Raw genomic sequence first — 24,954 nt, forward strand, 5'->3', positions numbered from 1 at the left:
GCAGGCGCGCGCTCCCCGCCGCTGGCGGCGGCGCGGGCCGGGTACAATCCGCGCCATGGAAACTTTTGACATCGCCGTGATCGGCGCGGGCGCCGCCGGCATGATGAGCGCGGCGGTGGCCGGGCAGCTCGGCCGCCGCGTCGTGCTGGTCGACCACGCGCCGCGCCTCGCCGAGAAAATCCGCATCTCGGGCGGCGGCCGCTGCAACTTCACGAACCTGTACGCAGGCCCCGACAACTACTTGTCGGCCAATCCCCATTTTTCCCGCTCGGCGCTCGCGCGCTATACGCCGCGCGATTTCCTCGGGCTGCTCAAGCGCCATCGGGTGACCTGGCACGAAAAGCACAAGGGCCAGCTGTTCTGCGACCACGGCAGCGACGCGATCATCGACGTGCTGAAGCACGAGTGCGACGCCGGCGGCATCGCGTGGCGCCGGCCGGTCGTCGTCGACGCGGTGCGCCATGCGCCGGCCGACGGCTTCACGCTCGACACGCAGGCGGGCCCGATCGCGGCGCGCGCGCTGGTCATCGCCACGGGCGGCCTGTCGATCCCGAAGATCGGCGCGACCGACTTCGGCTACCGGATCGCGAAGCAGTTCGGTCACAAGCTCGTCGATACGCGGCCCGCACTCGTGCCGCTCACCTTCGCGCAGCAGGACTGGGCGCCGTTCGCCGCGCTGTCCGGCGTGTCGCTCGAGGTGCGCGTGTCGACCGGCGACCGGAAGCGCGGCGGCGAATTCGTCGAGGATCTGCTGCTGACGCACCGCGGGCTGTCGGGGCCGGGCATCCTGCAGATTTCGAGCTACTGGCAGCCCGGCGAGCCGATTCGTGTCGACCTGCTGCCGCAGCGCGACGTCGTCGCCGACCTGCTCGAGGCCAAGCACGCGTCGAAGCGCCAGGTCGGCTCGCTGCTCGCCGAGTGGGTGCCGTCGCGGCTCGCGCACGCGTGGCTCGACACGCATCGCGTGGCCGCCGACGCACGGCTCGCCGACCTGCCGGACAAGGCGCTGCGGCAGGTCGGCGAGGCGCTCGGCGGCTGGACGCTGACGCCGAACGGCACCGAGGGCTACAAGAAGGCCGAGGTGACGAGGGGCGGCGTGGACACGCGCGAGCTGTCGTCGGCGACGATGATGAGCGCGCGGGTGCCGGGCCTGTTCTTCGTCGGCGAGGCGGTGGACGTGACCGGCTGGCTGGGTGGTTACAACTTCCAGTGGGCGTGGGCCTCCGGCGTGGCGGCCGGGCAGGCGGCCGCGGAGTTTTCACGCGGCGCTTGACGCGGTAGTGCCTTTGTGTAAAGGGTCTGCTATACTCAAAAATCTTTCCCTGCAAACTTTTTTACGTGTCGGGTCATGACGATCATTCGCGTTAAAGAAAACGAGCCGTTCGAAGTTGCCATGCGTCGCTTCAAGCGCACGATCGAGAAGAACGGTCTGCTGACCGAGCTTCGTGCGCGTGAGTTCTACGAGAAGCCGACGGCCGAGCGCAAGCGTAAGAAAGCGGCAGCGGTGAAGCGTCACTACAAGCGCATCCGCAGCCAGATGTTGCCGAAAAAGCTGTACTGAACGATTTAGCGCCGCGCGGTTCGCTGAGCGGCGCACCGGCGGTTCCCTGCGAGTCGCCGATGCCGGATTCGAGCAACCCGCTTGAGACAGAGTCCCAAGCGGGTTTTTGTGTTGACGCCCGCTGGCGGGCGTCGGATTCACGTTTCCATCTCCGGGTGAAAGATGAGTTTGAAAGAGCAGATCAGCGAAGACATGAAGGCCGCGATGCGCGCGAAGGAAGCCGAGCGCCTTGCGACGATTCGCCTGCTGCTGGCCGCGATCAAGCAGCGTGAGGTCGACGAGCAGATCACGCTCGACGATGCCGCCGTCACGGCCGTGATCGACAAGATGATCAAGCAGCGCAAGGATTCGATCAGCCAGTTCCAGGCCGCGGGCCGCGACGATCTCGTGGCGAAGGAGCAGGCCGAGCTGACGGTGCTGAGCGGCTACATGCCCGCGCAACTGTCGGAGGCCGAAGTGGCCGCCGAAGTCCAGGCCGCTGTCGCGCAGACCGGCGCTGCAGGCCCGCAGGACATGGGCAAGGTGATGGGCGTGCTGAAGGGCAAGCTCGCCGGCCGTGCCGACATGACCGCCGTTTCCGCGCTCGTCAAGGCCGCGCTCTCGAAGTAAAACCCCCGTGCCCGGCGCGCGTCGATGGTGCGCGCCGGGCCGACGCATGTCTTTTTTCCGCTCGATCCCACGGTGATTCCGCATTCGTTCCTGCAGGATTTGCTGAACCGCGTCGACATCGTCGACGTGGTGGGCCGGTACGTGCAGCTCAAGAAGGGCGGCGCCAATTTCATGGGGCTGTGCCCGTTCCACAACGAGAAAAGCCCGTCGTTCACCGTCAGTCCGACCAAGCAGTTCTATCACTGCTTCGGCTGCGGCGCCCACGGCACGGCGATCGGCTTCCTGATGGAGCATGCGGGGCTGACGTTCCCGGAAGCCGTGCAGGAGCTCGCGCAGTCGGTCGGGCTGACCGTGCCGCACGAGCCGTCGCCGATGCGCGGCGGCGGTGGAGGCGGCGGCGACTATCCGTCGCAGCCGGCCGTATCGAAATCGGTGGCGACCGCGCTCTCCGACGTGATGGCCGCCGCGTGCGACTACTACCGCAAGCAGCTGCGTGGCGCGCCCACGGCAATCCAGTATCTGAAGAAACGGGGGCTGACCGGCGAGGTCGCGGCCCGGTTCGGTCTCGGCTATGCGCCGGACGGCTGGCAAAACCTCGAAACGGCGTTTCCCAATTATCGGGACGAGGCGCTGGTCGAGTCCGGGCTCGTGATCGTCAGCGAGAAGACCGACGCGCAAGGCGTCGCGCGGCGCTACGACCGCTTCCGCGAACGGATCATGTTCCCGATCCGCAACGTGAAGGGGCAGGTGATCGGCTTCGGCGGCCGCGTGCTGGGCAGCGGCGAGCCCAAGTATTTGAATTCCCCCGAAACACCACTATTTAACAAGGGCAGCGAGCTGTACGGGCTGTTCGAGGCGCGGCTCGCGATCCGCGAGCGCAAGTACGTGCTCGTCGTCGAGGGCTATATGGACGTCGTCGCGCTCGCGCAGCTCGGTTTCCCGAACGCGGTCGCGACGCTCGGCACCGCGTGCACGCCGATTCACGTGCAAAAGCTGATGCGGCAGACCGACACGGTGATCTTCAGCTTCGACGGCGACGCGGCCGGGCGCCGCGCGGCGCGGCGGGCGCTCGAGGCGTGCCTGCCGCACGCGGCGGACAACCGGACGATCCGGTTCCTTTTTCTGCCGACCGAGCACGACCCGGACAGCTACGTGCGCGAATTCGGCGCCGATGCGTTTTCCGAGCAGGTCGAGCGGGCGATGCCGCTGTCGCAGTTCCTGCTGAACGAGGCGATCGCCGGCAAGGCGCTCGACCAGCCGGAAGGCCGCGCGAAGGCGCTGTTCGACGCGAAGCCGCTGCTGCAGGCGCTGCCGGCGAACGCGCTGCGCGCGCAGATCATGCATATGTTCGCGGACCGGCTGGACATTCCGTTCGAGGAGGTCGCGGGGCTGTCCGACGTCGATACGCGGATCGACGCGCCGCCGCGCAAGGCGCCCGCGCGCAGCGATCGGCGCCGCGTGACGGACAACGAGAAGCGTGCGTTGCGCAACCTCGTGATGCATCCGCGGGTCGCCGTGCAGCTCGACGACGAGCAGGTTGCGACGCTGCGGACGTTGCCGCGCATCGGCGAGCTGTTCGGCGAAGTCGTCGACCATGCGCGTGCGCTGGGCGACGGGGCGGAGTTCCGATTGTTGTCGGATGTGCTGAGGATGTCCTCGAACGCAGCGACTTACGAGGAAATCTTCCGCGAAATTCTGGACTATGATGAAAACGTCCGCGATCTGCTGTTACAGAATCCGGAGGACGAAACGGTGTCCGAGCGGCAGCGTGACCAGGAACGGATCGCGGGGGAGGAGCTTCAGGCGGCTGTGCTCAAGATGCGCTATGACGCATGTTGCGACCGGCTTGACCGGCTTTCGCGGCAATCCACCTTCACACCCGAGGAGCTGGCTGAATTGACGGAATTGAATCAGCAGCGGGCTGACATGAAGCGTCGGCTCGGGCTGTAGGGCCGCCGGGGCGCTAAGAGAGGGCTCCCCAGCGTGCTATAATATAAGGTTTCCAGCGGTTTGTTTTCTAAGCAGAGGCGAGAATCGCGATGGCAAAGACGACAGGCGGAAAGAAAGCAACAGGCAAGGGCTCGACGGAGCCGACCAAGAAGGTCACAGCGGCCAAGTCTGCTTCTTCCGCCAGGACGATGTCTTCCGCCACGACGGCCACTGCAAGAAAAAGAACCGCGGCCGGCACTGCTCAGGCTGCGCCGGCGCAGGCAGCCAGAACACGGGCTGCCGCCAGACCCGACTCCGGGCCGGCCAAGCCGGCGGCGAAGCGGGCAAGTGCGAAAAGCGCAAGGGACACGGCTGCCGCGGCGGACGAAACGGCAGTACGTACTACTCATGCACCCACGGTTCAACCGGCTGTCGTCCAGCAGCCGCGAGTCGATTTAGCCGGTACGGCGAACTCCATGACGAAAAAGCTGAACGAAGTATCCGTCGATGACGACGCAAATCAGAGCGACGAGCAGCCTGTTGCGGCTGCCCCGGGCAAATCCAAGGTGCGTGATCGGCGCGCCAAGGAAAAGGCGCTGCTGAAAGAAGCGTTCGCGACGAGCACGCCCGGCACGGCCGAGGAGCTCGAAGAGCGCCGCGTGAAGCTGCGCGCGCTCATCAAGCTCGGCAAGGAGCGCGGCTTCCTCACGTATGCCGAAATCAACGACCATCTGCCGGACAACTTCACCGAGACCGAAGCCCTCGAAGGCATCATCGGCACGTTCAACGACATGGGCGTGGCGGTCTACGAGCAGGCGCCGGACGCGGAAACGCTGCTCCTGAACGACAACGCACCGGCGGCATCGTCTGACGACGAAGTCGAAGAGGAAGCGGAAGTCGCACTGTCCACCGTCGATTCGGAATTCGGCCGGACGACCGATCCGGTCCGGATGTACATGCGCGAAATGGGCACGGTCGAGCTGCTCACGCGCGAAGGCGAAATCGAGATCGCGAAGCGGATCGAGGATGGCCTGCGCCACATGGTGATGGCGATTTCCGCGTGCCCGACGACGATCGCCGACATCCTCGCGATGGCCGAGCGCGTCGCGAACGAAGAGAGCCGCGTCGACGAACTCGTCGACGGCCTGCTCGATCCGAATGCGTCGGACACCGACACCGACGGCTTCTCCGCGAAGGCAGCGGAAGAGATCGAGAACGAGGACGAGGACGCCGAAGAGGAAGAGGAAGAAGAGGAAGAGGAAGACGATGACGGCGCCGCGCAGGCGACCGCCAACGCTGCCCAGCTCGAAGCCCTCAAGCGCGCATCGCTCGAGAAGTTCGCGCAGATCAGCGAATGGTTCGACAAGATGCGCCGCGCGTTCGAGAAGGAAGGCTACAAGTCGAAGTCCTACCTGAAGGCGCAGGAAACGATCCAGACCGAGCTGATGACGATCCGCTTCACCGCGCGTACCGTCGAGCGCCTGTGCGACACGTTGCGTGCGCAAGTGGACGAGGTGCGTCAGGTCGAGCGTCAGATCCTGCACATCGTCGTCGACAAGTGCGGGATGCCGCGTTCGGAATTCATCGCGCGCTTCCCGGGCAGCGAGACGGATCTCGACTGGGCCGAGAAGGTCGCAGCCGAAGGGCATTCGTACAGCGCGGTGCTGTCGCGTAACATCCCGGCGATCCGCGAACAGCAGCAGCGCCTGCTCGACCTGCAGGCGCGCGTCGTGCTGCCGCTGAAGGACCTGAAGGAAACCAACCGCCAGATGGCGGCGGGCGAACTGAAGGCGCGTCAGGCGAAGCGCGAGATGACCGAGGCGAACCTGCGTCTCGTGATCTCGATCGCGAAGAAGTACACGAACCGCGGCCTGCAGTTCCTGGACCTGATCCAGGAAGGCAACATCGGCCTGATGAAGGCGGTGGACAAGTTCGAATACCGTCGCGGCTACAAGTTCTCGACGTATGCGACGTGGTGGATCCGCCAGGCCATCACGCGTTCGATCGCGGACCAGGCGCGCACGATCCGGATTCCGGTTCACATGATCGAGACGATCAACAAGATGAACCGCATCTCGCGGCAGATCCTGCAGGAAACCGGTCTCGAGCCGGATCCGGCAACGCTCGCCGAGAAGATGGAGATGCCGGAAGACAAGATCCGCAAGATCATGAAGATCGCGAAGGAGCCGATCTCGATGGAAACGCCGATCGGTGACGACGACGATTCCCATCTCGGCGACTTCATCGAGGACAACAACACGGTCGCGCCGGCGGATGCCGCGCTGCATGCGAGCATGCGCGACGTCGTGAAGGACGTGCTCGATTCGCTGACGCCGCGCGAGGCGAAGGTGCTGCGGATGCGTTTTGGTATCGAGATGAGCACCGATCACACGCTCGAGGAAGTCGGCAAGCAGTTCGACGTCACGCGTGAGCGGATCCGTCAGATCGAGGCGAAGGCGCTGCGCAAGCTGCGTCACCCGAGCCGTTCCGACAAGCTGAAGTCGTTCCTCGAAGGGAACTGATCTCCAGCGTTTCCCCTCAGAACGCCACCGGTATCGATACGGTACCGGTGGCGTTTGTCCCTTTTATTGATACAATGCCGGCCCGGCGTCTTTGCCCGGGTGGCGTGCAGTACGCCTCGCTTCTCTCCTCATCAGGGCCTGTAGCTCAGCGGTTAGAGCAGTCGACTCATAATCGATTGGTCGCGGGTTCGAACCCCGCCGGGCCCACCATCTCCTTCTTCCGCAATCCGTAGTGTTCCGCCATGGGGTTCCGAAACCCTTGCTGCAATAGCCTTTCCGAGCATTCCCGGTTCTCCGGATGATGGATCGGCTCCGTTGATTTCCGCCGTTCAACGGGGGTAGCTTTAGGGGTAACTCGATGCGGTGGAAAGGAGTGACCCCATGGGGCAGCGGCTGCGGCAGGTGGGTATTCGATCGATCCGGCTGACCACCGGGCTGGTCGTGTTCACCTACGTCGGTACGCACCTGGTGAATCATGCGCTGGGGAACATCTCGCTCGCGTGGATGGAGCGCGATCTGCTCGTACAGAAGTTCATCTGGCAGGGGTGGCTTGGAACGACCGCGCTGTATGGCTCACTGGCAACGCATTTCTTCCTCGGTCTATGGGCGCTATACGAACGGCGCTCGTTGCACTGGACGCCGGCCGAACTGGCGCAACTCGTGCTCGGCCTGTGCATCCCGCCGCTGCTCGCCAACCATCTTGTGAATACGCGGATCGCCTTTGCCGAGTTCGGCCTGAACAAGGGGTATGCGCAGCTGCTGTACGCTTTCTGGATCGATTCGCCGTTCTTCGGCGGCGTGCAGCTGACGCTCCTGGTTGTCGCATGGGTGCATGGGTGTTACGGCGTCTGGTTCTGGCTGCGATTGAAGCCGTGGTTTGGCGCATGGCGGAGCGTGCTGCTGAGCGCTGCCGTTCTGCTCCCGGTGCTCGCGCTGCTCGGCTTCCTGCAGGGCGGACGGGAAGTGGTCGGGCTCGCGCGGGACCCGGTCTGGCGTGCCGAGGCGATTCGGCCGGCAAAGGTCGGCACCGGATCGCAGGACCGGTGGCTCGCCGAGTTGCGCAACGACTTCCTGACCTTCGATGGCGGGGCGCTGTTGCTGGTGCTCGGTGCGAGACTGGTGCGCGCGGCGCGTGAACGCCGCGCGGGACGGTTCAGCATCCTGTATCCGGATGGACGAAAGATACGGGCGCCGCTCGGATTCTCGGTGCTCGAGGCAAGCCGCATGGCCAGTATTCCCCATGCCAGCAGTTGCGGCGGGCGCGCCCGATGTACGTTGTGCAGGGTGCGCGTACTCAGCGATACGCCGCTGCCCGAGCCTGGCGACGCCGAGCGTCGCGTGCTGGAGCGGCTGGGCGCCGATCCGCAGGCCGTGCGCCTTGCCTGCCAGTTGCGGCCAACCCACGATCTCTCCGTGTGGCCACTGGTGCCGCCGGCGGCCTCTGCCGCCTTCCTGCAGCGGCGTCAGCGGGATGTCATGCCGCAAGAGCGATTCGCGGCGTTCATGTTCGTGGATATGCGAGATTCCACGAATCTTGCAGCGGCGCAGTTGCCGTTCGACAGCCTGTTCGTGGTCAGCCGCTTCCTGAGCGCAGTCAGCTCCGCGGTGGTCCAGGCCGGCGGCCTGCCGAACCAGTTCCTGGGGGACGCGGTGCTCGCGATATTCGGCCTGAGCAGCGATCCGGCCGCCGCCTGCCGCCAGGCGCTCGACGCGGTGCCGCTGGTGGCGGCCAATATCGACGCGCTCAACACCGCGCTCGAGCAGCAGTTGAAAGCGAAGATCCGGTTCGGCATCGGATTGCATTGCGGTCGCGCGGTCATGGGCGAGATCGGCTTTCGCGAGCATGTCACCTTCACCGCTATCGGCGATCCGCTGAACGTGGCGTCGCGACTCGAGCAATTGACAAAGGAGGTCGCTTGCGAGGCGATCGTCTCGGACCTGGTCTTCGAGCATGCCGGCATTTCAGCCGCGGGTCTGCCGCAGCTTGCCGCGCGCGTAAGAGGCCGCGATGACCCGGTACCCGTGCGGGTGCTGTCGAGGGCGGCGCAGATGCCTCGAGGCTGATCCTTGAGCCGCGGCGCCGGGGCGATCTCGCGACGTCGCCCCGAGCGCGACAAGCTCAATGTCCGGAGTAGATGGACCGCACCGGACTCCCCGCCGTTGGCTTCCCGGCCTCCGATGCGCCGTGCTCCGGCATTCCACCCATCGATTCAGTCGCCACCTTCTGATCGCTGCTGGCAGCATCTTGGGCGGCTGCCTTTGCCTCCGCAGCCTGGATATCTGCAGGATAGTTCGCCTCGTCGCTGACCGCTGGATTGTACCCAGCCCGTTCGAGCCGGATGAGATCGGCGCGGACCTGTGCTCGGGTGAGCGGGGCGGACGCGGACTGTGCAAAGGTCGCGGTGGAACTGATGACGACGCCAAGCGTCAGTGCCAACAAGGCGATCTTTTTCATGATAGGACTCCTTTCAATCGAACGCTCAGTCTTCAATGGGCTGAGAGGAACGGTGGCGTGCGGCTCAGGATCCGGAATAGATATTGCAGAAGCTGACCGGTCCGACGCAGGCCGGTGGATCAGACGGAGGCGCTTGCCGTTTGGCGCGGCCGGTATCGCTTGCGCCTGTCATGGCGGCGCCCATGCCGCTGTCGTTGTTTTGCTGCTTGAGCCTGTTGACTTGCTGTTCGAAGATCGGTGCAACGACGGGGTACGATGTGTCGGTGATGAAATTCAGGCCGTTGTGCTGAGCTTCGATCAGTTCCTGGCGTACCTGCGCTCGGGTCTTTTCTTGAGCTGGCGCGCTGACGGCAATGCCTACTCCGGCGAAGAGAATCAGGGAAGCAATCATGGTTCGCTTATTCACTTTGGACTCCGATATAGATGAAGAGAAGGTGATGACTTTGAAGCGGGAGGCGTGCGGAAACACGAGCGGGTTCCATTACTCGTCGTATGTTTCGCAACCGATCAGAATCCAGTGGGACAGAACGTTGGACACGGCGGTCTCCTTTTCTCTGCGCGCTTCAATGTGAGGGAACCGATACGCTGCAGTCGTCATCCGGCGTGCTCACACGACGGTATACCCGGAACGGTCGTCACTTATTCCGGCAGTTCCACGGGCTTGTACAAAACTTGACGCGCCCTCCTGTCGATGCAGTCCGCAGTGCCGGCACATGGCAGATGCGTCAACACGCGCGACGGACGCGTTGGGCGCGAACTTCATGCGCGGGACGCCGCACATCGCTGGAATAAATCGGCCCGCTCTCCGGTATGTCGATCAGGCGCCGAGAGCACTGGGGGATACGCCGATGAGCGACGAGAAGAGGCCGGCCGGGAATGTTCCAGGCCAACCGCAACGGGACTTCGCGGGCGACCCCGGCGTGAGCGGGGGGCTGCGATCGTCCCTGGTCCGGGATGGCGTCAGCGCGCGCCGGCCGTTGCGCTTCATGAAGCCCGCGAATGGCCCCGATGCCGGAAAGCCGGCATCGGGGCATGGAGGAATACGACAGGCCGCACGAAGGCTGCAGCTCGGTTCGGGCATCTTGCTGTGGCTTTATATTTCCATTCACCTGGTCAATCATGCGCTCGGCATCTGGTCAATCGATATCGCGGAGCGCGGCCTGGCCCTGGCGATCGGACTCTGGCAAAGCCTGCCTGGGACGATCCTGCTATACGGCGCGGCCGGCCTGCATTTTGCGCTGGCGATTCGCACCATTTACAGCCGACGGCATTGGGCGCTGCCGCCCGCCGAATGGCTGCGCCTCTGGGCGGGACTCAGCCTGCCCATGCTGTTGATACGCCATGTGGTCGGAACGCGCGTCGCCACATCGTTCTACGGTTTCGAACCCAGTTACGAGCGGGTCATCGTGTCGCTGCTCACGAGCGGCACGCAGGGCTTGCAGATCGCACTGCTCGCGCCAGGGTGGGTGCACGGCAGTCTTGGGCTGTGGTTTCATTTGCGCCGCCACGCGCTTCTGCGTCGCGCGAAGTTTGTGCTGCTGGCCATGCTCGTCTTCTTGCCGCTGTTGTCGGCGGCGGGATTCGTTCAGATGGTGCGTGCGATCGCGCCGGGAAATCTCGCCGTACCGGCACCCGACGCGGTGCTGGTCGCGCACCGCGCCGTGCTCGATACGTGGCGACATTTTCTCGTCATCGGCTATCTGTCGTTGATTGCGACTGCCTTCGCAGGGGGCCTGCTGCGTAACAGGCTCTCCAGAGTCGATCCGCACGATGTGCCCAGCGAGCAACGGTGATCGGCGGCGCAGTGACCGCGCATGAGTTTCGACAGGCAAAACTAAGTCTTGATGCAGGCCGCATCCGGCTGGCCAACCAAGAGAGTCGGCATAATTATTGCGGAAACGTAAATTTCACTGCCGCGATTCGAGCGTTGCGGTTTTCGAACGACAGTGCTAAATTTTTTCGACAGCACTTCTAGTCGCAAAGCCAATCGATAAGTTTTGCCAGACGGAACTACGCGGCGGCACGCCACTGTGCCGCCCGACAGGAGACAAGCGATGGAACATGCCCCGATCGAGCGCATGCATGCCGACTCGTATGCCCGTAGCGCACGATGGGAGCGACGGTCTGCAGCGATTCCGGCACGCCAGGAGGCCGCGCAATGAGCCTGCTGATGTCGCGGCGCGATCTCGCGTTCCTGCTGTATGAATGGCTCGATGCCGAAGCGCTTGCGGCGCTGCCGCGCTACGCGGAGCACAATCGCGAGACCTTCGACGCAGTGCTCGACACCAGCGAGCGCATTGCCACCGACCTGTTCGCGCCGCACGCGGCGCGCGGCGATCGTGAGGAACCGCATTTCGACGGCGCGCGCGTGACGCTGATTCCCGAAGTCGAGCCGGCCGTGCGCGCATTCGCGGACGCCGGCCTGATCGCCGCGTGCCATGACGAGGCGCTCGGCGGCATGCGGCTGCCGAAGCTCGTCGAAGCCGCGTCGTTCCTGTTCTTCCAGGCCGCGAACATCGCGACGTCGGCCTATCCGTTCCTGACCGTCGCCAACGCGAACCTGCTCGTCGCGCACGGCAGCCCCGCGCAGATCGACGCGTTCGCGCGTCCCGAACTGGAAGGGCGCTTCTCCGGCACGATGTGCCTGTCCGAACCGCAGGCGGGGTCGTCGCTGTCCGACATCGCGACGCGCGCGGACTTCGAGTGCGACTCGCCGCTCGGCCCGCGCTACCGGCTCACCGGCAACAAGATGTGGATCTCGGGCGGCGAGCACGAACTGACGGAGAACATCGTCCACCTCGTGCTCGCGAAGATTCCCGACGAACACGGCCGGCTGATGCCCGGCACGCGCGGCATCTCGCTCTTCATCGTGCCCAAGTATCTGTTGGGCGCCGGCGACACGCGCGGCGAGCGCAACGACGTGGTGCTCGCGGGGCTGAACCACAAGATGGGCTATCGCGGCACGACCAACTGCCTGCTGAACTTCGGCGAAGGCACCCGGTATCGTCCGGAGGGCCGCGCGGGCGCGATCGGCTATCTGGTCGGCGCGCCGAATCACGGCCTCGCGACTATGTTCCACATGATGAACGAGGCGCGCATCGGCGTCGGCGCGGGCGCGGTGGCGCTCGGCTACACGGGCTACCTGCACGCGCTCGACTATGCGCGCAACCGGCCGCAAGGGCGTCCGCTCGGGCCGGCCGGCAAGGATGCCGCCGCGCCGCAGGCGCCGATCGTCGCACATCCGGACGTGCGACGGATGCTGCTCGCGCAGAAGGCCTATGTCGAAGGCGGCCTCGCGCTGATCCTGTACTGCGCGCGGCTCGTCGACGACGGACGCGCACACGCCGATGCCGAGGCGCGCGCCGACGCCGCGCGTCTGCTCGACATCCTGACGCCGATCGCGAAGAGCTGGCCGTCGCAGTGGTGCCTCGCCGCGAACGACCTCGCGATCCAGGTGCACGGCGGCTGCGGCTACACGCGTGACTACGCGGTCGAGCGGCTCTATCGCGACAACCGTCTCAACCCGATCCACGAAGGCACGCACGGCATCCAGGCGCTCGACCTGCTGGGCCGCAAGGTCATGCAGGACGACGGCGCCGCGCTGCGCGCGCTCGACGCGCGTATCGCGGCGACTGCCGCGCGCGCACGGATGATGGACGGCGACGCAGGTGCGCAGGCCGATGCGCTGGTGCGGCGCTGGGCCAGGCTCTGCGACGTCACGCGCCAGCTGGGCGCGATCGGCGATCCGCAGGTGCGGCTCGCAAACGCGAGCGTCTATCTGGAGGCGTTCGGCCATCTCGTCGTCGCGTGGCTGTGGCTCGACGTAACGCTTGCCGCGCACGGGCGCACCGATGACTTCCACGACGGCAAGCGCGCCGCCGCACGCTACTTCTTTCGCTGGGAATTGCCGAAGGTGGACGCGCAGTTCGACCTGCTCGCGAGCGTCGACACGACGACGCTCGACATGCGCGACGGGTGGTTTTGAGCGCGCGCCGATGCCAGCACGTCAACTAGAAATGGCCGCCGACGCGCGCGAACACTTCGTCGCGCAGCGCGACGAGCCGAGGACCGAAATCGTCGACCAGGCGCGCGCGCGTGACGGTCGACACACGGCCGCTGCAACTGAAGGCGAGGATGCGCGAGCGATCGGCCGACACCATCGGCACGCCGACCGCGAACAGGTCCGGCATCCAGTCGCCGAGCGACAGGCAGAAGCCGAGCTTTTCGTAGTCTTCGCGCGCGGCGACGATCCCGGCCTCGAGTTGCGGCCACTGGTCCGGCGGGCTGCTCGCGCGGGTGGTCCGCAGATAGCGCTCGAACAGCTCGTCCGGCAGCGCCGCGAGATGCGCGCGGCCGAGCGCGGTCGCGCCGTGCGGAACGCGCGAGCCGGGTTCGAACCGCAGCTGGAACAGCGGATCGCCCTGGCACACGTCGAGCAGGATCATCTGCTTGCCGTCGAACTCGCCGAGCATCGCGGCCGCCTGCGTGTACTCCGCATAGGACTGCAGGAACGGGCGCGCGATGTCGACGACCTCGTTGCTCTGCAGGAACGCGTGCCCGAGATTCAGCACGCCGATGCCGAGCGAATATTTCTCCAGCTCCGCCGAGTAATGCAGGTAGCCGAGTTGCGTGAGCGTGAACGTGACGCGCGACACGGTCGGTTTCGGCAGGTGCGTGCGCCGCGCGATGTCCTGGTTGCCGAGAAAGCGCTCGCCGCGCGTGAAGCAACGCAGCACCGCCATCCCGCGCGCGAGCGCGGTGATGAATTGCGGATGGTCTTCGTTGGGGGCGGACAGCAGCGTGATGGCGTCGCGCTTCGGATTACCCATGCGTGTGCGGTGCGGGATGGAGGTGGCCCGGCGTGGCCGGCGAGTGCCGGGCGGCGGGCTGCGAGGATTCTACCGGAAAGCGTCCGGCGCGCGCGCGGGCGCCGCCGTGCAGGATGCGCTCGGCCGCCCGGACGCGGCGGCCGGCTGTCCGCGCGGCGTCCGCGCTGCGATTGATCACACCCGCCACTGAAACAGGAGCCGAACCATGCCCATCGAAAGGTCGCCGAACTGGCCGGCGCATCTGCCCGGCCATCTGACGTTGCCGGAAACGAACCTGTTCCACAACGCGGAGGTGGCGGCGGCGCGCTATCCCGACAAGCCGTTCATCGTCTTCTACGACACGGCGGTCACGTTCGCCGAGTTCAAGGACGAGGCCGAGCGCATCGCGGGCTTCCTGCAGCAACGCTACGGTGTGCGCACGGGCGACCGGGTGCTGCTGTACATGCAGAACAGCCCGCAATGGATGATCGCCTACTACGGCATCCTGCGCGCCGGTGCAGTCGTCGTGCCGATCAATCCGATGAACCTGACGGACGAACTGCAGCATTACGTCGAGGACTGCGGCGCGCGCGTGATGTTCGCCGCGCAGGACCTGTATCCGCGCGTGCGGCCGCTCGTCGGCGCGAGCGGGCTCGAACACGTCGTCGTCGCGACCTACGGCGATTACCTCAAGCGGCCGCCGGCCCTCACGCCGCCGGATTTCATCACGGCGCCGCGAAACGCGAGCGGTCCCGGCGTGGCGCACTGGCGCGACGTACTGGCCGCGCAGCTCGCGCCGGGGCCGCTCACGACCGGACCGGACGACCTGTGCGTGATGCCCTATACGTCGGGCACGACCGGCAAGCCGAAGGGCTGCATGCATACGCATCGCAGCGTGATGTGCACGGCCGTGGGCGGCGTCCAATGGTTCGGCTGCACGCAGGACGCGACCATGCTGTCCGTGCTGCCGCTGTTCCACGTGACGGGCATGCAGGGCGGCATGAACGCGCCGCTGTACAGCGGCGCGACGGTCGTCGTGCTGCCGCGCTGGGACCGCGACGCGGCCGCGTGGGCGATCGAGCGCTACCGCGTGACCAACTGGCAGTCGATTTCGACGATGGCGGTCGACTTCCTGTGGAACCCGCGGCTCGACGAATTCGACCTGTCGAGCCTGCGCTGGATGAGCGGCGGCGGCGCGGCGATGCCGGATGCGGTCGCGCAGCGACTCGCGGAGCGCGTCGGTATCGACTACATCGAAGGCTACGGGCTGTCGGAGACGATCGCGGCCACTCACATCAATCCGCCGCAGCGGCCGAAGCGGCAATGCCTCGGCATTCCGGTGTTCGACGTCGACGCGCGGGTCGTCGATCCCGTCACGTTCGACACGATGCCGCGCGGGGAGACGGGCGAGATCGTCGTGCATGGCCCGCAGGTGATGCGCGGCTACTGGGGGCGCCCCGACGCGACGCGCGACGCGTTCGTCGAGATCGACGGGAAAGCGTTCCTGCGCACCGGCGATCTCGGCTACATGGACGAGGACGGCTACTTCTTCATGGTGGATCGCCTCAAGCGGATGATCAACGCGTCCGGCTACAAGGTCTGGCCGGCGGAGGTGGAGGCGATCCTGTACGGCCATCCGGACATCCAGGAGGTCTGCGTGATCGGCTCGGTCGACCCGTATCGCGGCGAGACGGTCAAGGCGGTCGTCGTGGCGGACCCGGCGCGGCGCGGGCTGCTGACCGAAGACGCGATCGTCGCGTGGGCGCGCGAGCACATGGCGTCATACAAGGCGCCGCGCATCGTCGAATTCGTGGATGCGCTGCCGAAGTCGGGCACGGGCAAGATCCAGTGGCGCCAGTTGCAGGAACAGGAAGCGGCTCGCCGGGCCGCGCAAGGAGAGAGAAAAGCATGAAAGCACTGCTCTGTACCGCATTCGGTCCGATCGACCAGTTGCGGATCGAGGACGTGACGATTCCCGAACCGGCCGCGGGCCAGGTGCGGATTCGCGTGAAGGCGGCGTCGCTCAATTTCCCCGATGCGCTGATCGTGCAGGGGCTGTACCAGGCGAAGCCGGCGCTGCCGTTCTCGCCCGGCGCGGAACTGGCCGGCGTGATCGACGCGGTCGGCGAAGGCGTGAGCGGGTGGCGGCCCGGCGACGCGGTGATCGCGTCGACCGGCCACGGCGGCTTCGCGCAACAGTGCGTGGCCGACGCGCGCCAGGTCGCCGCGTTGCCGCCGGGGATGGCGTTCGACCAGGGCGCGGCGTTCGTGCTGACCTATGGCACATCGCTGCACGCGCTGCAGCAGCGCGCGCGCCTGCTGCCGGGCGAGACGCTGCTCGTGCTGGGTGCGGCGGGCGGCGTCGGGCTCGCGGCGATCGAGATCGCAAAGGCGCTTGGCGCGCGCGTCATCGCGGCGGCATCGACGGCCGACAAGCTGGCGCTGTGCCGCGACGCGGGCGCCGACGAGACGATCGACTACGCGACCGAGGACTTGCGCCGCCGCGTGGACGAGCTGACCGGCGGGCGCGGCGCCGACGTCGTCTACGACCCGGTGGGCGGCGCATACAGCGAGGCGGCGCTGCGCGCGACCGCGTGGCGCGGCCGGTATCTCGTGGTCGGTTTCGCGGCCGGCGAGATTCCGAAGATCGCGCTGAACCTGGCGCTGCTCAAGGAGCGCGACATCCTCGGCGTGTTCTGGGGAGATGCGGTGCGCCGCGACCCGGCGCAGCACGCGGCCAACATGCGCCTGCTTGCCGAATGGTTTGCGGCGGGCAAGGTGCGGCCGGTGATCACCGAGCGCGTGCCGCTTGCCGACGCGGCCGACGCGATCGCCCGGATGGCGAACCGGCAGGTCAAGGGCAAGGTGGTGATTCTGCCGGACGCGTGATTCGGCTGCGTCGCGCGGCCGGACGATTCGCGCCGCGCGATGCGAACTTTCGGCGATGCCCGCCGGCTGACATGAATATATAGAAATGCTAATCATGGTCGACGCGAGCGCGTGAATCGCCGACAATTTCCGCCGGATCCGGAATCGGGTCAATCGCACATTGACAGGTCGACAAGAGAGCTGGCGAATGAAACTGACATACGCAAGTACGACGCACGACGATGCCGAGACGCTGGTGCAGATACGCATCGCCGCGATGCGCGAAAGCCTGGAGCGCGTCGGCCGATTCGATCCGCAGCGTGCGCGCGCGCGTTTCCTGTCGTCCTTCGATCCTGCCTGCTGCCGGTTCATCCTCGCAAACGGCGTAACCGTCGGCTTCCTTGTGGTGAGGCCGGCCGACGAGCATCTGGCACTCGAACACCTGTACATACTGCCCGCGCACCAGGGCAAGGGAATCGGTTCGGCCGTGCTCGCGTCGATCTTTGCCGACGCCGATGCGCGAGCGCTGCCGGTCAAGGTCGGCGCGCTGCGCGGCAGCGATTCGAACCGCTTTTACCAGCAGCATGGCTTCGTGAAAATCGCAGACGCGGAATGGGATATCTACTACGTTAGAGAGCCCGACTGAACGCGGCGTGCCTCCTTTACTTTTGCACAAAAAATGCACTATAAATGAGATTGTTTTGATTTCAGGTCAACAATGAAAGTCACGCTCGACGAACTCCAGGCATTCGCGACCGTGGTCGACACCGGTTCGATCACGTCGGCCGCGCAGCAGCTCGACCTCACCGTGTCGGCGACGAGCCGCACGCTCGCGCGGCTCGAGGAAAAGCTGAAGACCACGCTGCTGCGCCGGACCACGCGGCGGCTCGAACTGACCGAAGAGGGGCAGGCGTTCCTGCAGAATGCGCGCGCGATCATCGAATCGGTCGAGAGCGCGGAAGAGCAGATGACGGCGCGTCGCGAGAAGCCGTCGGGGCGCCTGCGGGTCGACGCCGCGTCGCCGTTCATGCTGCATGTGATCGTGCCGCTCGTGCGCGGTTATCGCGAGCGGTTTCCGCAGGTCGAGCTGGAGCTGAACAGCAACGAAGGGATCATCGACCTGCTCGAAAAGCGCACCGACGTCGCGATCCGGATCGGCCGGCTCAAGGATTCGACGCTGCACAGCCGGCACATCGGCAACAGCCGGTTGCGCCTGCTTGCGAGCCCCGCCTATCTCGACGCGCACGGGCACCCGCGCAAGGTCGAGGATCTGGCAAAGCATGCGCTGCTGGGCTTCAACCAGCCGGAGTCGCTGAACGTGTGGCCGATCCTCGGCGCGGACGGCGAGCCGTATCGGATCGAGCCGACGATCTGGTCGTCGAGCGGCGAGACGCTCAGGCAACTCGCGCTCGACGGTGCGGGCATCGCCTGCCTGTCGGACTTCATGACCGTCCACGATCGCGAAGCGGGGCGGCTCGTGCAACTCCTCGCGCGCCAGACGCAGGACGTGCGGCAGCCGGTGAATGCGGTCTATTACCGGAACACGGCGATTTCGTCGCGGATCGCATCGTTCGTCGACTACCTGATCCACGCGATCGACGCCAACGGGGCGACGCAGCAGCCGTCCGGATGGGCGACACGGCCGTAAGCGGGATCGCGTGAGCGCGATGACGCAGCGTCTCGCGGCGCACGAATCACGTCATGCAGTCTCGCGCGCGATGCAATGCGTTCCTCTTCACTCGCCGGCGTGAAACGCCGGCAGCACATGCTCGGCAAGTTCCTCGAGCACGCTGCGCACCGGCCGGTTCGAACCGGGATTCAGGCTGACGTGATGCGTGCCCGCTGCACGCATGTCCTGCAGCACGCGCAGCAGTGTGCGCCGGCCGGCCGAATAGCCGAGCGGCAGCGCCGTCGCCGGCGCATCCGGATCCGCGCTCAGGTCGAGCCGCATCGCGACCCCGAACGCGCGAAAGGCCGGCTCCGCGAGCCGGTCGACGGCGGCCCGCCACATCGCGTGACGGGCGCGCTGCGCGTCCGGTTCGCGGTGATACGTCATCCAGCCGATCGAATGCCGCGCGATCCAGTCTACGCTCTGCCCGCCGGAGCCGACCGCGAGCATCGGCACCGCGTCGGCGCCGCGCGGCAGCAGCGTGAATTCGGGCGCATCGGGCGGCGCGTGGTCGGGGATCACGCGCGACGCGGCGCCGACCGCGGCCGCGACGACGTCCCAATGACGCCGGTATCGCTCGCGCCGCTCGTCGGCATCGACGCCGAAGGCCGCATATTCGGGCGGCCGGTCGCCGGAGCCGAGGCCGAGGATGAAGCGCCCACCGGACAGCATGCCGACGGACAGCGCGCCCTTGGCGATATGCAGCGGATGACGCAGCGGCAGCACGATCGCGCCGCTCGCGAGCGCGATGTGCCGCGTGTGCGTCGCGAGCGCGCCGAGCAGGACCCACGGGTCGAGATGCCCGACGGGGTCCGGATAGTCGGCGCTGTTCAGCGGCACGTCCCGGACCCACAACGCGCGAAAGCTGAGCGTGTCGGCCAGCGCCGCGAGTTCGAGCTGTTCGTGAAAGTCCGCGACGACGTCGCCGCTGCGCAGGAGCGGGAGCGTCAGCCCGATCGAGAGCCGGCCTTCGGAGAAAACGCGGGGCGCAATGCCGGAGCGACTGGGGGCGGGCGGGGTCATTTTGTTCCTGACTGAAGGGGCGTCGTGGGGGCATCGCGTATGGATCGCTGTGCGGTGCCCGCGCACGTGGGAGCTACGCGCCGCCGGGGCGGTCGGAGAATTGTAAGCCTGCGTCGTGATGTGCGGAGTGTCGCGCCACTGCCGCCGACGCCCGCTGTTCTCGCAACAGTTTTCCCGCCCCCGCGTTTCAATCCTGAAACATTCGCACCGGTCGACCGTGCGCGCGCCGCGCCCGCCGGGCAAGGATCCCCGCCCGGCGCGGCATTGCGCCGGATGGTGCGGTCCTTGCATATAGGTTCGTGCCGTCACCGCGACCGTCGACGAAGCTGGCTCCGACGATCGCGCCCCGGCGGTCAGGGAGCATTTCAATCGGGGACAAGAGAATGAAAAAAGATCAAATCGCAACGCGCCATGTTGCACGCATGAATCGCCGAATATCTCGGCTGCCCGTTCCGCTTGTGCTCGAAGTGACCTGATCACGTTCGGCACTCAACCCCGTCCGATCATCCACGTCCATTCCGTTCGTCCGCCACGCGCACACGTTGCGAACGAGGTCGATCGGCCCGCTGCGGTTTGCCCGCGGCGACCGAAGGCAGGAACCGGCGTCGGCCGACGGATGGCCGTGCAGGCAATTTGATTTGTCATCCTGATGAATGAGGTATGGGTCTCATGCGCCGCATGCGGCATTCGCGGACGGTGCAGCGGACTCGAAGGCCGCGATGCACGAAGGCGGGACGGCGTGATTCAAAACCGAAACCGAACGTGCAGGCCGCAGGGAGACGCCTTGAAAGGCATCGGGACACGAAACGGCGATCGACACGACATGAACGGTCAATTCGACGTGCAGGCAGGACGAACGCTTTCCGGCCGCGGCTTCGCACCGCAGAGCCGCCGGGTCGCGTGCGGCCGTCGCATCGCCGGTCAGGCATCCGGGCAGCCGGATCGAGCAGGGAGGGAAGTCAGCGCGCAACGACGCTTCTGACACATCTGACACAAGAGAATTGGCGTTGACCGGGGATCGTCCCGCAGGCACGGCTTCGCGGACGTAGCAACGCCAGGTTTCCAGTTGATCCACAACCCCGATGGATCAATTGTTCAAGCGCCCATCACCCTTTGGCGGATGGGCGCCTTTTTTTGTGGCGGGCGGTTCGGACATGTCGGGGAGCGCCGGCACGGAGCGCGCCGCGGTTCGGTATCATGTGCGGACGCAGGCTGGCCGGTGCGCGTCCCCGGCCGGCCGATCCCGCCCGCTCATCCGTCGCCGTCTCATGACCGATTCCGCCGCGCCCGGCCCGTCTTCCGCCGTTTCCATCGATCCGCCAGCGCTCGATGCGCTTCACGCGTTCGTCGAGCGCCATCCGCGCCTGCTCGTGCTGACGGGCGCGGGCATCAGCACGGATTCCGGCATTCCCGGGTATCGCGACCGCAACGGACAGTGGATGCGGTCTGCGCCGATCCAGCTTCACGAATTCCTCGGTTCCGACGCGGCGCGGCGGCGCTACTGGGCGCGCAGCATGATCGGCTGGCCGGTCGTCGGCAACGCGCGGCCGAACCGGTCGCACGTCGCGCTCACGCGACTCGGCGCGGCCGGCCGGATCGAGCGCCTCGTCACGCAGAACGTCGACGGCCTGCATCAGCGCGCGGGCAGCAACGACGCGATCGAACTGCACGGCGGCATCAACGGCGTGACCTGTCTCGATTGCGGCGCACACCATGCGCGGGCCGCGATCCAGGCCGTGCTCGAAGCGGAGAACCCCGAACTGCTGGGCGCGCAGGCGCAGCCCGCCGCCGACGGCGATGCGCATCTCGAATGGCATGCGCTCGACACCTTCCGCATCCCGGCTTGTCCGGCGTGCGGCGGCCTGCTCAAGCCGGCGGTCGTGTTCTTCGGCGAGAACGTGCCGCGCGAGCGGGTGGCCGTGGCCGCCGCGGCGCTCGACGTGGCGGACGCGCTGCTGGTCGTCGGTTCGTCGCTGATGGTGTATTCCGGCTACCGTTTCTGCGTGTGGGCGCAGGCGCAGCACAAGCCGGTCGCCGCGCTCAATCTCGGCCACACGCGCGCCGATCCGATGCTGACGCTGAAGGTCGAGGCGCCCTGCGCGCCCGCGCTCGACGCGCTGAACGCGCGGCTGGGCATTGCCGATTCCGAAACGGAGCGTTGCGCACCATGACCGGCATAACCCCTGATGATCCATCGCTGCGGCTGTCCGCGCCCGCGGCCGAGCGCAACCGCGGGCCGATCCTCGACGTGCTGCGCCGCGTGCTGCCGGCCAGCGGCGACGTGCTCGAAATCGCCAGCGGCACCGGCCAGCACGTCGTGCATTTCGCGGCCGGGCTGCCCGGCCTGCGCTGGCACCCGAGCGACCCCGACGCGCAGGCGCGGCGCTCGATCGCCGCGTGGGTCGCGCATGCGGGGCTGCCGAACGTCGACGCGCCGCTCGCGTTCGACGTGCGCGACGCGGCGTGGCCGTTCGCGGCGCTCGACGCGATCGTCTGCATCAACATGATTCACATCGCGCCGTGGGCGTGCGCCGAAGCGCTGTTCGCGGGCGCGTCGCGGGTGTTGCGGCCGGGCGGCGTGCTGGTCCTGTACGGGCCGTATCGCCGCGCAGGCCGGCACACCGCGCCGTCGAACGCGGCGTTCGACGCGCAGCTGCGAAGCCGCGACCCGTCGTGGGGCGTGCGCGATCTCGACGCGGTGGTCGCGCTCGGGCTCGATCGCGGGCTCGACTGCAGCGAGGTCGTCGAGATGCCCGCCAACAACCTGAGCGTCGTGTTCCGGCGCCTGCCGCACGCCGACCAATGACACTTGCCCGCGCATCGCGGCCGGGTTTCCCTTATCCTTTCGCCTGTGCGCGCGGCCCCGGTTGGGTCGCGCCCTGTTTTTTCCGGAGAATTGACTAATGGGCAAACAAGCAATCGGTGTGATCGGGCTCGCGGTGATGGGTCGCAATCTCGCACTCAATATCGAGAGCCGCGGTTACGCGGTGTCGGTGTACAACCGCAGCCGCGAGAAGACCGACGAACTGATCGCCGAATTCCCCGGCCGCAATCTGGTGCCGACCTACACGCTCGAGGAATTCGTCGCGTCGCTCGAAACGCCGCGCCGCATCCTGATGATGGTGAAGGCGGGCACGGCGACCGACGCGACGATCGCCGCGCTCAAGCCGCTGCTCGAGAAGGGCGACGTGCTGATCGACGGCGGCAACACGCACTTCACCGACACGATCCGCCGCAACCAGGAACTCGCGCAATCGGGCCTGCATTTCATCGGCACCGGCGTGTCGGGCGGCGAAGAGGGCGCGCTGCGCGGCCCGTCGATCATGCCTGGCGGCCAGCGCGACGCGTACGATCTCGTCGAGCCGATCCTCAAGCAGATCGCCGCGAAGGCGCCGGCGGACGGCGAGCCGTGCGTCGCGTACATGGGGCCGGACGGCGCGGGCCACTACGTGAAGATGGTCCACAACGGGATCGAATACGGCGACATGCAGCTGATCGCCGAGAGCTATGCGGTGCTGAAGGACGTCGCCGGTCTCACGAACGACGAGCTGGGCGCGGTCTACACCGACTGGAACCAGGGCGAGCTGGACAGCTACCTGATGGAGATCACGTCGAAGATCTTCGCCAAGAAGGACGACGAAACCGGCAAGCACCTGGTCGACGTGATCCTCGATCGCGCGGCGCAGAAGGGCACCGGCAAGTGGACGAGCCAGAACGCACTGGATCTCGGCGTGCCGCTGCCGCTGATCACCGAGTCGGTGTTCGCGCGGGTGCTGTCGTCGCTGAAGACGGAGCGCGTGGCGGCCAGCAAGGTGCTGTCGGGGCCGTCCGCGACGCCGCTCGCCGGCGATCGCGCCGCGTTCGTCGAGGCCGTGCGCCGCGCGCTGTACCTGAGCAAGGTGATCTCGTACGCGCAGGGCTTCGCGCAGATGCGCACCGCGTCGGAGGAATACGGCTGGAACCTGGATCTGGGCACCATCGCGAAGATCTTCCGCGCGGGCTGCATCATCCGTGCGCGCTTCCTGCAGAAGATCACGGACGCGTATGCGAAGGATCCGGCGCTCGCGAACCTGCTGCTCGATCCGTACTTCCAGGACATCGCCGCGAACTACCAGGCGTCGCTGCGCGAGGTCGTGATTGCGGCGGTGCGGGCCGGGGTGCCGGTGCCGGCGTTCGCGTCGGCGGTCGCGTACTTCGACAGCTACCGCTCGGAACGCCTGCCGGCGAACCTTGTGCAGGCGCAGCGCGATTTCTTCGGCGCGCATACGTTCGAGCGCACCGACAAGCCGGGCAGCTTCCACGCGAACTGGTCGTAACGAACCCGCGAGGGCGGCAATTGTTGCGAAAATCTATCGTATCGATAGAGTTTTTTCGCGCCAGATCGTGACATTGTTGGTTTCGGCGAAACAGTGTTTTCGCGGTTTCATGGTTTTCCCTAAGTGATCTCGGGACTAGACTCTGTTCCATCGCTGCAGACATGGTGTGTGCGGCGGAGCAAAAAATCACGGAGGTAAGTCATGAAATCGCTGATCGCATCGTTCGCTGCCGCTGCCGTCCTCGCTGTTCCGGCCGTCTCGTTCGCCCAACAAAACAACGGCCCGGTCACCCGCGATCAGGTCAAGGCCGAACTGTCGGCGCTGCAGCAGGCCGGCTACAAGCTCGGCAACGACCGCAACAACTATCCGGAAGGCATCCTCGCCGCCGAAGCGCGCGTGCATCCGCAGCAGAACACCGCCGCGGCCGACACGAGCGGCTATGGTGCGCAGCCGGCGGCCCAGCAGGAATCGGGCGCGCCGTCGGGCACCCCGGCCGCAGGCTGGCCGAACGGGATCAAGCGCGTCGCCGACGGCGCGCCGGTCTACAAGGGTCGTTGATCGACGCGGTCGCGAGGCCGCGACCGGCTGCCCGCCGGGCTCGATCCCCCCGTCCCGGTTGTCTCCCGCAGCCCATCGTTCCACGATATGGAACGATGGGCTGTTCTCTTTTGTCGGGTGCGACTGCGCCGCGACGGCGCGCGCCGTGTCAGTGCAGCGGCCGCTTGCCGCGGCCGATCTCCTTGAACAGCTTGTCGGCGGGCTCCAGCGCCATCAGCCAGGTTTCGTCGCAGCCGCTCAGCGTGTCGAGCGCGTCGCGCAGCCGCTCGATCGCCGCGACGGGCAGCTCGACGCTGCGGCGCGTTCCGCCCGACAGGTGCGTGACGCTGGCCAACTGAACGAGCGCATCCGCGGCTTCGGCGACATCGGCCGCGAACAGCAGGTGCCGGTTGAGCAGTTCGACGAGGCTGCTGGACCCGGCGAAATCCTCGGCGTCGAGTTGCACGGAAAGAAACGTCGCGTTGTTCATCGTCGGGCTCCTCACTGGGACGGGCGGGCAGGGCATCCGTGAGTATAGGCGGCGGATCGCGAACGGGCCGGCCCGCGCGCGGGGCGCCCTGGCGCACCGCAAGACTGTTGCCGGTCGGAGGCGCCGGACGCAGCCCCGACCGCCGCAAATGGTATCTTTGCCGGTTG

Annotated in this window: 22 protein-coding genes and 1 tRNA gene; 17 read left to right on the plus strand and 6 right to left on the minus strand. The window is 66.6% G+C overall.

Going from position 1 to position 24,954, the window contains the following annotated elements:
* The first annotated feature begins 46 nt into the window (after positions 1–46).
* The 7 genes from B7P44_RS22415 to B7P44_RS22445 all read left to right on the plus strand — a co-directional run bounded on the left by B7P44_RS22415 (position 47) and on the right by B7P44_RS22445 (position 8,685).
* Complete coding sequence (locus B7P44_RS22415; RefSeq protein ID WP_265341361.1) at positions 47–1,273, plus strand: BaiN/RdsA family NAD(P)/FAD-dependent oxidoreductase; 1,227 nt, start codon at positions 47–49, stop codon at positions 1,271–1,273.
* 75 nt (positions 1,274–1,348) lie between these two features.
* A complete protein-coding gene (rpsU, locus tag B7P44_RS22420) occupies positions 1,349–1,561 on the plus strand; it encodes a 30S ribosomal protein S21 (protein ID WP_004190342.1) in 213 nt (70 codons plus the stop codon).
* A 162-nt stretch (positions 1,562–1,723) separates the two neighbouring features.
* On the plus strand, positions 1,724–2,170 hold the full coding sequence (locus tag B7P44_RS22425) for a GatB/YqeY domain-containing protein (protein WP_084908192.1): 447 nt from the start codon (positions 1,724–1,726) through the stop codon (positions 2,168–2,170).
* 72 nt (positions 2,171–2,242) lie between these two features.
* Positions 2,243–4,120 (plus strand): DNA primase, encoded by a 1,878-nt coding sequence (dnaG, locus tag B7P44_RS22430; protein WP_084909968.1) that lies wholly within the window; start codon positions 2,243–2,245, stop codon positions 4,118–4,120.
* Between the two features lie 89 nt (positions 4,121–4,209).
* Positions 4,210–6,621 carry an RNA polymerase sigma factor RpoD gene (gene rpoD / locus B7P44_RS22435; protein WP_084908193.1) on the plus strand — a complete coding sequence of 804 codons (2,412 nt, stop codon included), beginning with the start codon at positions 4,210–4,212 and terminating at the stop codon, positions 6,619–6,621.
* 134 nt (positions 6,622–6,755) lie between these two features.
* Positions 6,756–6,831 (plus strand) — tRNA-Ile (locus tag B7P44_RS22440).
* A gap of 171 nt (positions 6,832–7,002) precedes the next feature.
* On the plus strand, positions 7,003–8,685 hold the full coding sequence (locus B7P44_RS22445) for an adenylate/guanylate cyclase domain-containing protein (protein ID WP_084909969.1): 1,683 nt from the start codon (positions 7,003–7,005) through the stop codon (positions 8,683–8,685).
* 55 nt (positions 8,686–8,740) lie between these two features.
* On the opposite strand, the gene B7P44_RS22450 is transcribed toward B7P44_RS22445, so the two are convergent.
* Complete coding sequence (locus B7P44_RS22450; protein WP_084908194.1) at positions 8,741–9,076, minus strand: DUF4148 domain-containing protein; 336 nt, start codon at positions 9,074–9,076, stop codon at positions 8,741–8,743.
* A gap of 64 nt (positions 9,077–9,140) precedes the next feature.
* A complete protein-coding gene (locus B7P44_RS22455) occupies positions 9,141–9,467 on the minus strand; it encodes a DUF4148 domain-containing protein (RefSeq protein ID WP_084908195.1) in 327 nt (108 codons plus the stop codon).
* 457 nt (positions 9,468–9,924) lie between these two features.
* Between B7P44_RS22455 and B7P44_RS22465 the strand changes: the two genes are divergently transcribed.
* Positions 9,925–10,869, plus strand: a complete 945-nt coding sequence (locus tag B7P44_RS22465) for a hypothetical protein (RefSeq protein ID WP_321970407.1) — start codon at positions 9,925–9,927, stop codon at positions 10,867–10,869.
* A gap of 365 nt (positions 10,870–11,234) precedes the next feature.
* Positions 11,235–13,061, plus strand: coding sequence for an acyl-CoA dehydrogenase (locus B7P44_RS22470; RefSeq protein WP_084908197.1), 1,827 nt, complete (start codon positions 11,235–11,237; stop codon positions 13,059–13,061).
* Positions 13,062–13,086: 25 nt separating this feature from the next.
* Here B7P44_RS22470 and B7P44_RS22475 read toward each other — a convergent pair whose 3' ends face one another.
* Entirely contained in the window at positions 13,087–13,905 is an 819-nt protein-coding gene (locus B7P44_RS22475) for an IclR family transcriptional regulator (RefSeq protein WP_084908198.1), read from the minus strand.
* Between the two features lie 205 nt (positions 13,906–14,110).
* Here B7P44_RS22475 and B7P44_RS22480 point away from each other — a divergent pair, with 205 nt between their 5' ends.
* The 4 genes from B7P44_RS22480 (at position 14,111) to B7P44_RS22495 (ending at position 18,400) form a co-directional block, all read left to right on the plus strand.
* Positions 14,111–15,796 carry a long-chain fatty acid--CoA ligase gene (locus B7P44_RS22480; protein ID WP_084908199.1) on the plus strand — a complete coding sequence of 562 codons (1,686 nt, stop codon included), beginning with the start codon at positions 14,111–14,113 and terminating at the stop codon, positions 15,794–15,796.
* Positions 15,793–16,773: an NADPH:quinone oxidoreductase family protein gene (locus tag B7P44_RS22485; protein ID WP_084908200.1), complete on the plus strand. Its 981-nt coding sequence runs from the start codon at positions 15,793–15,795 to the stop codon at positions 16,771–16,773. The genes B7P44_RS22480 and B7P44_RS22485 overlap by 4 nt, the downstream gene beginning before the upstream one ends.
* A 187-nt stretch (positions 16,774–16,960) precedes the next feature.
* The gene (locus tag B7P44_RS22490) at positions 16,961–17,398 is read left to right on the plus strand and encodes a GNAT family N-acetyltransferase (RefSeq protein ID WP_084908201.1); all 438 of its coding nucleotides are present in this window, start codon (positions 16,961–16,963) and stop codon (positions 17,396–17,398) included.
* A 72-nt stretch (positions 17,399–17,470) separates the two neighbouring features.
* Complete coding sequence (locus tag B7P44_RS22495) at positions 17,471–18,400, plus strand: LysR family transcriptional regulator (protein ID WP_084908202.1); 930 nt, start codon at positions 17,471–17,473, stop codon at positions 18,398–18,400.
* Positions 18,401–18,487: 87 nt separating this feature from the next.
* Here B7P44_RS22495 and B7P44_RS22500 read toward each other — a convergent pair whose 3' ends face one another.
* Together B7P44_RS22500 and B7P44_RS36590 are read right to left on the minus strand one after the other, a co-directional pair.
* Positions 18,488–19,444: an LLM class oxidoreductase gene (locus B7P44_RS22500; protein WP_084908203.1), complete on the minus strand. Its 957-nt coding sequence runs from the start codon at positions 19,442–19,444 to the stop codon at positions 18,488–18,490.
* 667 nt (positions 19,445–20,111) lie between these two features.
* Entirely contained in the window at positions 20,112–20,519 is a 408-nt protein-coding gene (locus B7P44_RS36590; RefSeq protein WP_133117870.1) for a hypothetical protein, read from the minus strand.
* Between the two features lie 193 nt (positions 20,520–20,712).
* Here B7P44_RS36590 and B7P44_RS22505 point away from each other — a divergent pair, with 193 nt between their 5' ends.
* The 4 genes from B7P44_RS22505 (at position 20,713) to B7P44_RS22520 (ending at position 24,318) form a co-directional block, all read left to right on the plus strand.
* Positions 20,713–21,615 carry an NAD-dependent protein deacetylase gene (locus tag B7P44_RS22505; protein WP_084908204.1) on the plus strand — a complete coding sequence of 301 codons (903 nt, stop codon included), beginning with the start codon at positions 20,713–20,715 and terminating at the stop codon, positions 21,613–21,615.
* Entirely contained in the window at positions 21,612–22,250 is a 639-nt protein-coding gene (locus B7P44_RS22510; protein WP_084908205.1) for a DUF938 domain-containing protein, read from the plus strand. Before B7P44_RS22505 ends, B7P44_RS22510 begins: the two co-directional genes overlap by 4 nt.
* A gap of 97 nt (positions 22,251–22,347) precedes the next feature.
* Positions 22,348–23,760, plus strand: coding sequence for an NADP-dependent phosphogluconate dehydrogenase (gene gndA, locus B7P44_RS22515; protein ID WP_084908206.1), 1,413 nt, complete (start codon positions 22,348–22,350; stop codon positions 23,758–23,760).
* Positions 23,761–23,961: 201 nt separating this feature from the next.
* Entirely contained in the window at positions 23,962–24,318 is a 357-nt protein-coding gene (locus B7P44_RS22520) for a DUF4148 domain-containing protein (protein ID WP_084908207.1), read from the plus strand.
* A 148-nt stretch (positions 24,319–24,466) separates the two neighbouring features.
* Here B7P44_RS22520 and B7P44_RS22525 read toward each other — a convergent pair whose 3' ends face one another.
* Positions 24,467–24,787: a hypothetical protein gene (locus B7P44_RS22525; protein WP_084908208.1), complete on the minus strand. Its 321-nt coding sequence runs from the start codon at positions 24,785–24,787 to the stop codon at positions 24,467–24,469.
* Positions 24,788–24,954: the final 167 nt, after the last annotated feature.

Origin of the sequence: Burkholderia ubonensis subsp. mesacidophila (assembly GCF_002097715.1) — a bacterium.
In the GTDB taxonomy this organism is placed as follows: Bacteria; Pseudomonadota; Gammaproteobacteria; order Burkholderiales; family Burkholderiaceae; genus Burkholderia; species Burkholderia mesacidophila.